Source organism: Collinsella sp. AM36-4AA (assembly GCF_003467795.1).
Taxonomy (GTDB): domain Bacteria; phylum Actinomycetota; class Coriobacteriia; order Coriobacteriales; family Coriobacteriaceae; genus Collinsella.
Window position 1 is genome coordinate 66,845 of sequence record NZ_QSHS01000007.1, and the last position, 12,292, is coordinate 79,136.

The window sequence follows — 12,292 nt, forward strand, 5'->3', positions numbered from 1 at the left end:
GCTAGCTGCTCGCCTTTCGATACCCCGTGGCAAACGAAGGGTCGTAAAGCTTGCTGCGCTCGTACGACTCCGCTTGCGCGCCGTTGTGCGCAAGCCCGCCACGAGCTCCGAGCACGCGGCCCACCACCACGAGCGCCGTGCGGTCGATGCCCTCTCGCGCGCCCGCATCGGCGAGCGTGCCCACTGTGCAGCGCACCACGCGCTCCTCAGGCCAGGTCGCCTTGTACACGAGCGCCGCCGGCTCGTCGGAGCTGCGGCCCGCGCCCAAAAGCTCGGCGGAAAGCTCGGCGAGCATACCCGAGCTCAGGAAGATGACCATAGTCGAGCCGCTTTCCGCCATGGTGCGCATGCCCTCGCCCGCGGGCATGGGGGTACGTCCGGAAAGCCGCGTGATCACGACCGACTGGCTGATTCCCGGCAGCGTGTATTCCTGGCGAAGCGCCGCCGCGGCACCGCAAAAGCTCGACACGCCGGGCACCACCTCGTAGTCCACGCCGCGCGCGTCGAGCGCGTCCATCTGCTCCTGGATGGCGCCGTACAGGCACGGGTCGCCCGTGTGCAGGCGCACCACTTCCTCGCCCCGCGCATCTGCCGCGCACATCACGTCGAGCACTTCCTCCAAGGTCATGTGCGCGCTGTCGTAGACGACGCAGGATTCCTTGCACTCGGCGAGCAGCTCGGGATTCACAAGGCTTCCCGCCCAAACGACTACGTCGGCCGCGCGCAGAAGGCGCGCCCCGCGCAGCGTGATAAGGTCGGCGGCGCCCGAGCCTGCGCCAACGATATGAATCATCCGAGCCTTCCCTTCCCGTTTCTCATCGCAACCGTTTACGCCGCCATTCGCGCAGCGGGCAAAACACGGCGCCTGCGGCAGCAATCGGCGCAAATACGCAGGCAGGAGGCGCAATGCCGCCCGCGCTGGCTTTGACACGTTCACAAGTGCCCACTATCATAGTAAAAGTTTCGGCAACGAGCATATGACAATCGGATAAAAGGAAATGACCGGCGCGGCGCCTGCACAGCCCGCGCTGGCTTGCGGAGGGAACCAGGTGGGAATCCTGGGCAAGGGACATTACTGTATAGGACGCGCGGGCGAACCGCCTCGCGCCCCAAGCCAGACTGCTTCGCCTTTTCCTCACGGCATCGCCGTGGCGTTAGCTCCTTGTGAACCCCGAGGGGTGCGCTTTTCTTTCGCTTGTGCCGACAAGCAACTGTCGCCGGGGGACCGGCAAACCGAGGAAAGGAAAAACCATGTCCGACCAGATGTCACGCCGCGGCTTCATGGGCGCCGCAGCAACCGGAGCCGTCGCGCTCGCCGGAGTCGCGCTCGCGGGCTGCTCCAACACCTCCGCGAGTTCCGAGAAATCTAGTGAAAAGGAGAAGGCCGCGAAGCCGGTCATCCTCGTCACGAGCTTCGGCACGAGCTACAACGACTCGCGCCACATCACCATCGGCGCCATCGAAGACGCTATCCGCGAGAAGTACTGGCAGGACTACGACATCCGCCGCGCCTTCACCGCGCAGATCATCATCGACAAGCTGAAGAAGCGCGACGGCATCACGATCGACAACATGACCGAGGCGCTTGACCGCTGCGTGGAAGACGGCGTGAAGGAAATCGTCGTGCAGCCGACGCATCTCATGGCTGGCCTGGAATACGCCGACGTGAAAGACGAGCTCGACAAGTACGCCGACAAGTTCGACAAGATCTCGCTCGGCGACCCGCTGCTCACCTCCGACGACGACTACAAAAAGGTGGCCGCAGCCATTAAGGAGAACATGGCGTCCTTCGACGACGGCAAGACGGCGCTGTGCCTCATGGGCCACGGCACCGAAGCCGATTCCAACGCCGACTATGCCAAGATGCAGGAAGTGTTCAAGAACGAGGGTTTGACGCAGTTCTTCGTCGGCACCGTCGAGGCTGAACCGACCTGCGAGGATGTTATCGCCGCCGCGAGCGCCGCAGGCTACAAGAAGGCCGTGCTCGCGCCGTTCATGGTGGTCGCGGGTGACCACGCGAACAACGACATGGCAGACGAGACCGACCCCGACAGCTGGGCTGCGAAGTTCGTGGCCGCCGGCTTCGAAGTGACGTGCCTGCTCCAGGGTCTGGGACAGAACGTCGCGGTCGACGACATCTACGTCTCGCACGTGGACGACGCCATCGCCAAGCTGTAAACTCGCCGCGCACGGGGGCGCCGGTCACGTCCCCGTGCAATGGGCATGCGCCTTTCCCCGACTGACGACGCATGCCCGTTGCATTCGCATCCCGACCGCCCACCGCACGGCACGGGCGGTCGAAGCGATTGAAAGGAACCCCCTCCATGTTGAAGAAAACCCTCGTCTTCGCCCTGTCGGCGGCGCTTTGCGCGTTCTCGCTCGCCGGCTGCGCCGGAAATTCAATCGACAGCGCAAAGGCAAGCGATGCCGATTCCCAGGAAAAGACCGAACAGGCGGCCGATGCGCCCGCGGGCGCAAGCGCTGCCCCCATCACCGCCGACAAGGTGGCCGACGGCACCTATCCAATCACCGTAGATTCCAGCTCGAACATGTTCAGGATCGTGGACGCCCAGCTCATCGTGGAAAACGGCTCCATGCACTGCGTGATGACGCTTTCCGGCACGGGCTACGGCAAGCTCTTCATGGGCACGGGCGACGAGGCTGCCGCCGCGAGCGAGGCCGACTTCATCCCCTATGTGGAAAACGCGGAAGGCAAGTACACCTACGACGTGCCCGTTGATGCGCTCGACGAGGACACCGCCTGTGCCGCGTGGAGTATTAGAAAAGAGCAGTGGTACGACCGCACGCTTGTGTTCGAATCCGCCGGCGTCGATCTGCGCGCCGACGCACTGAAGTAACGCCATGCGGTCAATTCTCCCCAAGGGGGAAAACAGGAAGCGCCACAGCATCGCGGCGCGCGCGATCACCTGCGTTCTCGTCGCCCTGCTCGCGCTTCCCTTCGCGGGGTGCAGTGCGAGCCCGAACGCGACCGGTGGCACGGCGCGCTCTCAGGAATACACTGTGAGTGTCTCGCTTTCCGGTGGGTCAGGGCGCGCAAGCATCGCCTCACCCACCACAATTGTGAAGGATGGCGACACCTACACCGCGACCATCACCTGGTCGAGTTCGAACTACGACAAGATGACCGTCGACGGCGTGGACTACGCGCCCGTAAACGACGGCGGCAACTCCACGTTCGAGATACCCGTCACGCTCGACGAGGACATCGCCGTGTCGGCCGAGACCGTCGCCATGTCGACGCCGCACACCATCGACTACACGATCCACTTCGACTCATCCACCATGAAGGAGAAATCGGGCGACGATGCAAGCGGCGGCTCCCCTGCAGGAACGGCTTCAAGCGCCGCGGCCGACTTCCACAACGCCGATTTGGGCTGCGGCTGGGAGCCGACGGGGGCGCTTCAGCTTGAATACGCCGAGCACTTCACTGTCGACGAGTTCGAAGGCGGTCTGCGGCTTATCTGCGTTTCGAATGGGGAGCGTTTCCTCGTGGTGCCGCAAGATGCGAAGGTACCTGATGGGTTGAGCTCCGACATCGCGGTCATAAGGCGCCCCGCCGACAAGGTGTACCTCGTGTCGTCGGCAACGATGTGCCTGGTCGACGCGCTCGATGCGAACGACAATATCATCATGTCGGGCACGAAGGCCGACGATTGCTCGGTCGCAGGCTTCAAAAGCGCGCTCGAAAGTGGGGCGATCGCCTACGGCGGCAAGTACAGCGCGCCCGACTACGAGCGAATATCGGCCTCGAGCTGCACGCTCGCCATCGAGAACACCATGATCAACCACACGCCCGATGTGAAGGAAAAGCTGCAGAAGCTCGGGCTCGTCGTGCTCACCGAACAGTCGTCGAGCGAGCCCGAAGCACTCGGGCGCGTCGAGTGGATTAAGCTTTTCGGCGTCCTGTTCGACAAGGAAGACGAGGCCGCGCACCTGTTCAACGAGCAGAAGGCCCGCGTCGAGCAAACGTCGGGGCTCGCGTCGTCAGGTAAAACCGTGGCGTATTTCTACATTAACTCGAACGGGGCCGCCGTCACGCGGCGGGCGGGCGACTACGTGGCGCAGATGATCGAGCTTGCAGGCGGCAGTTATGCGCTCGATGACGCGCAGACGGCGTCGACGTCAGGTTCGTCAGTAACGCTCGAAATGGAGCGCTTCTACGCGACGGCGAAGGATGCCGACATCATCGTCTACAACGGCACCATCGACGAATCGGTTGCCACCTTGAACGACTTCGTAGGCAAAAACGCGCTATTGTCGCAGTTCAAAGCCGTGAAGAACGGCAACGTCTGGGTCACAAGCGCCGACATGTACCAGCAGATGACTTCTACCGCCGACATTATCGACGAGCTGCACGGGGCGTTCACCGGCGATGACGCGAGCGACTTCCATTATCTGAGGAAGCTCGGTTAGCGCCATGAGAAGCCGGCTTTCCATGGCATACGACGAATCGGGGCGCGCCGCGCGGTGTCGCGTCGTGACGGCGCTGCTCGCTGTTGCCCTCATCGTGCTCGTCGGGGCCAACCTGTGCATCGGGAGCGTGCTCGTGCCCGCAGACCACATCCCCGGCATCCTTTCGGGCGGCGCGGCCAATTCCATGGAAAGCCAGGTCATCTGGGAGATTCGCCTGCCGCGCGTGCTTTCAGCCGTGCTTCTCGGCGGGGCACTTTCGCTTTCCGGGTTCCTGCTGCAGACGTTTTTCAACAACCCCATCGCCGACCCGTTCATCTTGGGCGTCTCCTCGGGCGCAAAGTTCGTCGTCGCGCTTACGATGATCGTACTTCTAGGCGCGAACCAGGCCATGTCCTCGCCGGCCATGGTGGCCGCAGCGTTTCTGGGCTCGCTTATCACCATCGGCTTCGTGCTCCTCATCGCACGGCGCATAAGTTCCATGGCCATGCTCATCGTGGCGGGCGTCATGGTGGGATACATCTGCTCGGCGGCGACGAACTTCCTCATCGCCTTCGCCGACGACCAGTCCATCGTGAACCTGCACAACTGGTCTTTGGGTAGCTTCTCGGGTTCGAGCTGGGACGACATCGCGATCATCGCGGTCGTGGTGATCACCGTGAGCGCATGCGTATTCGCGATATCGAAGCCCCTTTCCGCCTTCCAGCTGGGAGAAGCCTACGCGAAAAGCGTCGGCGTGAACGTCGCACGCTTCCGCGTGGTGCTCGTCCTTCTAGCGAGCATGCTCTCCGCCTGCGTGACCGCGTTCGCTGGTCCGGTGTCGTTCGTAGGCATCGCGGTTCCGCATCTCGTGAAGTCGGCGCTAAAGTCGTCGAAGCCCATCCGCGTGATTCCTGCGTGCTTCTTGGGAGGCGCCATCTTCTGCGCGGGCTGCGATTTGATCGCGCGCACGCTGTTCTCTCCCGTCGAGCTTTCCATCAGCGCCGTCACCGCCATCTTCGGCGCTCCGGTGGTTATCGCGCTCATGTTGAAGAAGCGGGTGAGGTAGATGGGGGAATTCGTGCCGCGGCCCAAAACGCTCGGAGGGGACATTCCATGCTTAGACAGTCCTGAGCTCGCACGAAAGCGCCAGAAGGCACTTTCGGCTCGTGCGGAACTGCGCGCGGAACGCCTCCTCCGAGCGGAGCCGAACCTCGAAACTACGGTCGAAACGCAGGCTGACGGAGCGCCGCTTTTCCACATAAGCGACCTGTCGGCGGGCTACGACAAGAAGGTCGTAGTCGAAGGCGTCGATCTGGAGGTTCGCGCGGGCGACGTCGTGGCGCTCATCGGGCCGAACGGCTCGGGCAAGTCGACCATCTTGAAAACCATCACACGCCATCTGGCACCGCTTGCCGGCGCGGTCGAGCTCGACGGGCGGGAGATTTCCCGATGGAAGACGGCGGAGTTTGCAAGGAACCTTGCCGTTATGCTGACAGATCGCCCCCGGACCGAGCTCCTCACCTGCCGCGATGTCGTAGAGGCAGGAAGGCACCCCTACACCGGGCGAATGGGCACACTCTCGCCCGACGACCATAGTCGGGTCGACGAGGCCATGAAAACCGCACATGTGGAAGAGCTCGCCGAGCGCGACTTTATGCAGATAAGCGACGGGCAACGCCAGCGCGTCATGCTCGCACGCGCCATCGCGCAGGATCCGCGTGTGCTCGTGCTCGACGAGCCCACGTCGTATCTCGATATCCGCTACCAGATCGACCTGCTGCGAATACTTCGCCACCTTGCGAAATCGCGGAATGTGGCTGTCATCATGTCCATCCACGAACTCGAGCTCGCGCAGAAAAGCGCCGACAAGGTGATTTGCGTGAAGGACGGCCGGGTCTTCCGCGCCGGCGCACCCGAGGACATATTCACGCGCGAGACGATTGGCGAGCTCTACGGCCTTCAGCATGGCACCTTCAACGAGCGCTTCGGCAGCGTGGAAATTGGGCGCCCGCACGGCGATGCGAACACGTTCGTCATCGCCGGCGCAGGTACGGGGTCGGCTGTGTTTCGCCAGCTCGTCCGGCAGGGCAAGGCGTTCTACGCGGGCGTTCTGCACGAAGGGGACATCGACTGCGAGCTCGCGCGCGACCTGGCAGCGGAATGCGTGGCCGAGCGCGCCTTCGAGCCGATCGGGGATAAAACCATAGCCCGCGCCAAAGAGCTCCTCGTCCACTGCGCGCGCCTTATTGTGTGCCCCGCCGCCTTCGGCACCATAAACGCCCGCAACGCAGAGCTCGTCGAGTTCGCACGCTCGCATGGTATCGAGGTCATGTGAGCGTGCGAAGGCGCATCGGAGGATTCCCAATTGGAGTGGGAAGGATAAACTGGACTTTCTTTTAATGATCCTCAGGCTACAGCTCCTACGCCGGCGAGGTCTACAAGGCGCCGGAGAACCTCGTAAACAGGAATTTCCACGCCGACGAGCCCAACCTGCTGTGGCTCACCGACATCACCGAGTTCAGACTCCCGGGCGGCGAGAAGGTCTACCTGAGCCCGGTCATCGACTGCTTCGGCGGGATGCTCGTCGCCTGGTCGATCGGGCTGCACCCCGACAAGCGCCTCACGAACTCGAGCCTGCGCCTAATCCAAGCGAGATTCCAGACTCGATAGGCCATTGAGAGTCAGGTCGTTGGCGACCTCCGAGACGCGCTCGATAGGAACCGAGCCATCAGACAGGGCCCACGTGCGATAGATACCGATAATACCCGACAGCAAGAACGCCAGATAGTAGTCGAACATCTCGTCCTTGAGACCTTGGGGCAGCAGATCGCGCTCGGCAATCTCGTGTTCGAGCGGCGCACGAAGACGAGCCATAAAATCATCGAGCGGAATGTTCTCGATCAGCTGACGATTGAGCACCAAGTTGTTGCACAGTGCCTCATTAACGGTTTTAAAGAAGGTCGCCGCCGCGCCCAGGGCGCGCTCGTTGGTGTCACCGTCCATTGAAGCAAGCGTTTTCTCGACCGAGTCGACAATCATCTCCACCACATCGACGGCAATGGCATCGAGCAGGCCGTCAACCGTGCCAAAGTGCACGTAGAAGGTTTTGCGGTCGACATTGGCCTCGCGCGCGATGGCACTCACCGTAATGTCTGCCAGCGGCTTTTCCATGAGCAGGCGCTCGAAAGCGGAAAGGATGGCATTGCGGCTGCGAACGATGCGGCGATCAATACGCGGTTTGCTGGTGGCCATGGGCGTGTCCCTTCGATATACGGGCATTCATCAACAAGTGAGAGATAATCTACGTAAGAGGATTATCCCCCATACAGCACAAATATGCCCCGCATCATGAAGAACGCACGACTGCCCTACTGCGACTTAGGGTGCTTCTTCTTATTGAGTGCCGACGGAGATACGCGAATACCGTCGCCTGTCTGGCGCACATAGGCTTTATGAGCCGGCTTAGCGGTCCCAGAAGCCTTCTGAGCGTGCTTCTTGGGATCAACGGTAACAGCATTCGTGGGGTGCGGCTTAGTGGGCGCAGAGGGCGTCTGAGACGTGCGGCCGAGTTTGCGCATCACGCGATCCCAGCGCGCATGGATGCTCTCGTTGTGGGCGCTCTTAAGGCCCAGCAGGGGCGCAGCCAAAATGGTCGGCGCAATGAACGTAATGAGGCGCCACAGCAGATAGCCGGCGGTCGAAGCCGACCCAAAGAAATGACCCAAGAACAATGCAAAGCCACCCTCAGCGCCACCAGTTCCACCGGGCAAGGGGACCGCAGAGCTCAGAAGCTGGACAAAGGCGCTCGCGGCCATGACCGAGAAAAAGTCGACCTCGTGGTGGCCAAAGGCAAGCATCAGGAAATACGGCACCAGATAGTAAAACGCGAGCTGCAGCATGGTGATAAACACGGTGAGCAGCATGGAAGAAAAATGTCCGGCCGAAAGCTTGAACTTCTCGGAGAAGGAGTAGATCTCGCCATCGACAAACGTGCGCCATCCCTCGATCTTAGTGGCCGAGACACCAATGCGCTCAAGCCAATTGATGATGCAATGGGCAACGCGCGTGACGGTCTTAGGCATGAGCGCGACGGCGAAGATGCCCAGCAAGATGCAGCAGTGCCCACCAAAGCTAAAGACGCACAGCAGCGTCATGTCGCCATAGCGCTCGGCAAAAAACGGCATGCGAGCAAGCAGTAGGATAGCGCCCCAGGCAACGAGACCAAACTGGTACACGATAAAGCGTGTGAACTGCGTGGCGCCAGCCTCGCCGACATTTTGGCCCGCCTTGGTCAGGCGGTAGATCTGGGCGGGAGTCGAGCCCATCATCATGGGCGTGAGGTTGCCAAAAAAGATGCCGCTCGCCTCGACCGAGATCAGGTCGCGAATGCCGACGGGTGAATTGGGGTCGAGCCAGACGGCGATCGCATAGGCCACAATGCCAAAGAACAGATACATGAACATGCATAGACACGCGGCAACGAGCCAGGGCGCCTGGACGCTCGACATAGCGGCCCAAAACTGCCCCATCTGCCCGGTTACCACCAGATAGACGATATAACCCACCAGCACGACGCCGATAAAGATGGCGCCGCGGCGTGCACTCTTATTGTCATCGCCGCCCGAGGCCTCAACCTCGACCTGGGGCTTGGACGTATGCTGAGAGGACTCCGTCATGAGACTCCTTCTAACAGTCAAAATATCTTAGTAATTGTACCCGTAAGGGCCATAAGCAGAACGCAAAGCTCTTGTTCAAACGGGAATTGCAGACGGTTGTTTGATAATAAAAAACCCGGCCTTCCATGGGAAGTCCGGGTATCAGATGCGTGGTAGCCCGTACCAGATTCGAACTGGTGATCTCCGCCTTGAGAGGGCGGCGTCCTAAACCGCTAGACGAACGGGCCATAAGCCTCAGCAGAAAAGAAGTGGTAGCCCGTACCAGATTCGAACTGGTGATCTCCGCCTTGAGAGGGCGGCGTCCTAAACCGCTAGACGAACGGGCCATAAGCCTCAGCAGAAAAGAAGTGGTAGCCCGTACCAGATTCGAACTGGTGATCTCCGCCTTGAGAGGGCGGCGTCCTAAACCGCTAGACGAACGGGCCACATGACATCTGCACTGCCGTGCTGCGAGGAAATATATTACGGGACAAAAAACGTCAGCGCAAGAAGAAATTCCAAATTGCCGAAAAATTGTCGGCAGGTTATGGAACACGCAGCTAAACAGGATAGCTAATTCAAGTTGAGATGGACCAAAAGAGCTTCGCGCTCGTTGGAAATGTTGTCTTCGATCACGGCGTCGAGGGCGGAGTTGAGTAGCTGGCCTAGCTCGGGCCCCGGCTTCACACCGGCGCGGATCAGGTCGCCGCCGTTAATGGCGAGCATCTTGAGCGTATAGGGCTCCCCCGCCTTCAGCAGCTCGTGCGCCATCGCGCGCATCTCCTCAATCGTCTCGACGTAATAGAAGCACGACGGGGCCTTGCCAAGTGTGTCAGCACGCTTAAGATCCATGAGCTCGTCCATCAGACGCGGCGTGTCGACGCCCTCGCCCGAAAGCGCGCGCATCATATTGAGCAGGCAGGAGCGCTCGGGGCGCAGTGGCTTGTCGTGATATTTGATGAGCAGGCACACGTCGCGCACCAGGTCGTGCGAGAGCGCCTGGCGATCCATAATGGCGCGCGCTTTCTTGGCGCCGAGCTCGGGATGACCGTAGAAGTGTCCGCTGCCGGCGTGATCGACCGTAAAGCACTCGGGCTTGGACACATCGTGCAAAAACGCCGCCCACATAAGGCTCGACGAGGGCGCGACGCCGTCGCACAGCGCCAGCTCCCCTGCCACCGTCAGCACGCGGGCGATATGCTCGTAGACGTTAAACGCATGATAGACACTGCTTTGATCAAACCCGCGAGCGGGCGCAAGCTCGGGCACGGCGGCGCAGATGAGCTCGGGGTAGCGGAGCATCGCGTCTCCCCCATGACCGGTCGAAAGAATGCCCTCGAGCTCAATACCCACACGCTCACGCGCCACGGCATCGAGCAGCGGCGCACACTCGGCAAGCGCGCGCTTAGTCTCGGGCTCAATCATAAAGTCCAGGCGGCAGGCAAAGCGTACCGCACGCAGCATGCGCAGGGCGTCCTCGTTAAAGCGACGCTTGGGATCGCCGACAGCGCGAATCAGCTTGCGCTCCAAGTCACCCTGGCCGTCGTAGCGGTCGACAAGCCCGCGCTCGGGATGCCAGGCCATGGCGTTGACGGTAAAGTCGCGGCGCGCCAGATCGTCCTCGAGCGAGGGGGCACGCTCCACACTCTGGGGATGGCGACCATCGGTGTAAAAGCCATCCAGACGGTACGTGGTGACCTCGATACGCTCGCCATCGGAAATAGCCGTGATTCCGCCAAATTTAATGCCCGACTCCACAACCGCGATGCCGGCGGCCTCGAGCGCCGCTTTGGACTCCTGCCACAGGCCGCTACAGCACATATCAACATCGTGGCTGGGGCACCCCATCAGGGCGTCGCGCACCCAACCGCCCACGTACCAAGTCTCAAGACCAGCCGCCTCAAGCGCGCGCAGGACGCACAGGGACGCATCGGACGGTTGAGTACCGTTGAGCGAAACATTGCACATGCCTATGGCCTCCTGCACTTGTGAGCGTAAATCGATGGTTCTCAAGAAGTCTAGCAAGAAACGAGAAAACACGCACACGCAATCGCGTCGTCGATTCGATAAAACAAGACAGCAGACGCCACATACGTTCAGCGCGCAAAAAACACCCGCCTTGGTAATCCAAAGCGGGTGTTCGGCAACGACGTATCGATGCTGCTAGCAGACCTGGCGAACCTCGATGTGCTTCTTATATTCGTCCACCTTGGCAAAATCGCCCAGACCGGGGCACTCGACCACGTTGGCGCCGGTAGCCATCGAAAGGCGCAGGGCGTCCTCGACGCGCTCGGGGGCGTCGTGCCACACGGACAGGAAGGCAGCGAGCGAGGAATCGCCGGCGCACACCGTCGACAGCAGCTTGACGTCGAAGGTGCGATTGGCAAACCAAATGTGCTCGCCGTTGGAGAAGTACGCACCTGCGCCACCAAGGGTCAGCAGCACGTTCTTGGCGCCCTTGGCGTGCAGCTCGGCCATCGCGCCCTTGACGGACTCGTCGTCGCCACCGCTCACCTTAATGCCAAAAATATCGAGCAGCTCGTCATCGTTGGGCTTAATCAGCAGCGGCTCCATGGCAATGAGGTCTGCCAGCTGATGGCTCGAGATGTCGAGGACGAACTCGGCCCCCTTGGCCTTGACTCGGCGCAGGACCTCGGCCAGGAAGCCCTCGGAAGTGTTGGGAGGTAGCGAGCCGCTGATGACCAGGCAGGTCATGTCATCAAGCGAATCGATAAGCTCAAACATCTCCTGCTCGTTGGCCTCGTTGATGGCGGCACCGGCGTTGACCATGTTGTACTCGGTGTCGGGGCCGGCATTGAGGAACACGTTGACGCGCGTGATGCCGTCGGTCCACACGGGCTTGACGGGCACGCCCAGGGCCTCGGCGCCCTTGACGATAAACTCGCCCGAGAAGCCGGCGAAGAAGCCCAGGATCGTGGTGTCGACACCGTAGTGATCGAGAGTGAACGAGACGTTAAGACCCTTGCCGTTGGGCGTATAGACCGCGTTGCGGGTACGCGTGACGGTGTTGGCAGCAAGACCGTCGCAGGCGATGTTGTAGTCAATGGCGGGATTTGCAGTGAGCGTGTAAATCATGAATGTTCCTTTCACGAAGCAACGTGTTAATGAAAGTATATTCCACGCATCGGCAAAAGGCTAGGACAACTCGGTGAACGGTGTGGAAGCGATGAAGTACCTTGATTCTCATCTTCATTGCAACAGAC

10 protein-coding genes, 3 tRNA genes and 1 pseudogene are annotated in these 12,292 nt (G+C 61.1%); 6 read left to right on the forward strand and 8 right to left on the reverse strand.

Translation table 11 applies throughout. The annotated features are described in order from the left end of the window. Position 1: 1 nt before the first annotated feature. Positions 2 to 793 carry a precorrin-4 C(11)-methyltransferase gene (gene cobM, locus DW850_RS03885; RefSeq protein ID WP_117765632.1) on the reverse strand — a complete coding sequence of 264 codons (792 nt, stop codon included), beginning with the start codon at positions 791 to 793 and terminating at the stop codon, positions 2 to 4. A gap of 458 nt (positions 794 to 1,251) precedes the next feature. On the opposite strand from cobM, the gene DW850_RS03890 reads away from it, so the two are divergent. The 6 genes and pseudogenes from DW850_RS03890 to DW850_RS03915 all read left to right on the forward strand — a co-directional run. Then, complete coding sequence (locus tag DW850_RS03890; RefSeq protein ID WP_117786294.1) at positions 1,252 to 2,178, forward strand: sirohydrochlorin cobaltochelatase; 927 nt, start codon at positions 1,252 to 1,254, stop codon at positions 2,176 to 2,178. A gap of 146 nt (positions 2,179 to 2,324) precedes the next feature. After that, positions 2,325 to 2,858, forward strand: coding sequence for a hypothetical protein (locus tag DW850_RS03895; protein ID WP_117716075.1), 534 nt, complete (start codon positions 2,325 to 2,327; stop codon positions 2,856 to 2,858). A 4-nt stretch (positions 2,859 to 2,862) separates the two neighbouring features. After that, the gene (locus tag DW850_RS03900) at positions 2,863 to 4,434 is read left to right on the forward strand and encodes an ABC transporter substrate-binding protein (RefSeq protein ID WP_147349586.1); all 1,572 of its coding nucleotides are present in this window, start codon (positions 2,863 to 2,865) and stop codon (positions 4,432 to 4,434) included. Positions 4,435 to 4,456: 22 nt separating this feature from the next. Beyond that, the gene (locus tag DW850_RS03905) at positions 4,457 to 5,479 is read left to right on the forward strand and encodes an iron ABC transporter permease (protein ID WP_117786296.1); all 1,023 of its coding nucleotides are present in this window, start codon (positions 4,457 to 4,459) and stop codon (positions 5,477 to 5,479) included. Between the two features lie 12 nt (positions 5,480 to 5,491). After that, on the forward strand, positions 5,492 to 6,748 hold the full coding sequence (locus DW850_RS03910) for an ABC transporter ATP-binding protein (RefSeq protein ID WP_233540609.1): 1,257 nt from the start codon (positions 5,492 to 5,494) through the stop codon (positions 6,746 to 6,748). A gap of 77 nt (positions 6,749 to 6,825) precedes the next feature. After that, a pseudogene (locus DW850_RS03915) lies at positions 6,826 to 7,050 on the forward strand (DDE-type integrase/transposase/recombinase); the annotation flags it as partial. A gap of 3 nt (positions 7,051 to 7,053) precedes the next feature. Here DW850_RS03915 and DW850_RS03920 read toward each other — a convergent pair. The 7 genes from DW850_RS03920 to DW850_RS03950 form a co-directional block, all read right to left on the reverse strand. After that, complete coding sequence (locus tag DW850_RS03920) at positions 7,054 to 7,665, reverse strand: TetR/AcrR family transcriptional regulator (RefSeq protein WP_158565217.1); 612 nt, start codon at positions 7,663 to 7,665, stop codon at positions 7,054 to 7,056. 116 nt (positions 7,666 to 7,781) lie between these two features. Beyond that, complete coding sequence (locus tag DW850_RS03925; protein WP_117786298.1) at positions 7,782 to 9,089, reverse strand: lysylphosphatidylglycerol synthase transmembrane domain-containing protein; 1,308 nt, start codon at positions 9,087 to 9,089, stop codon at positions 7,782 to 7,784. Positions 9,090 to 9,239: 150 nt separating this feature from the next. Next, positions 9,240 to 9,316, reverse strand: a tRNA-Glu gene (locus DW850_RS03930). 22 nt (positions 9,317 to 9,338) lie between these two features. Continuing rightward, a tRNA-Glu gene (locus tag DW850_RS03935) sits at positions 9,339 to 9,415 on the reverse strand. A gap of 22 nt (positions 9,416 to 9,437) precedes the next feature. Then, positions 9,438 to 9,514: transfer RNA gene (locus tag DW850_RS03940), tRNA-Glu, on the reverse strand. A gap of 127 nt (positions 9,515 to 9,641) precedes the next feature. After that, positions 9,642 to 11,036: a CCA tRNA nucleotidyltransferase gene (locus tag DW850_RS03945; protein ID WP_117786299.1), complete on the reverse strand. Its 1,395-nt coding sequence runs from the start codon at positions 11,034 to 11,036 to the stop codon at positions 9,642 to 9,644. A gap of 195 nt (positions 11,037 to 11,231) precedes the next feature. Further along, positions 11,232 to 12,164: a 1-phosphofructokinase family hexose kinase gene (locus DW850_RS03950; protein WP_022094572.1), complete on the reverse strand. Its 933-nt coding sequence runs from the start codon at positions 12,162 to 12,164 to the stop codon at positions 11,232 to 11,234. Between the last annotated feature and the right edge of the window lie 128 nt (positions 12,165 to 12,292).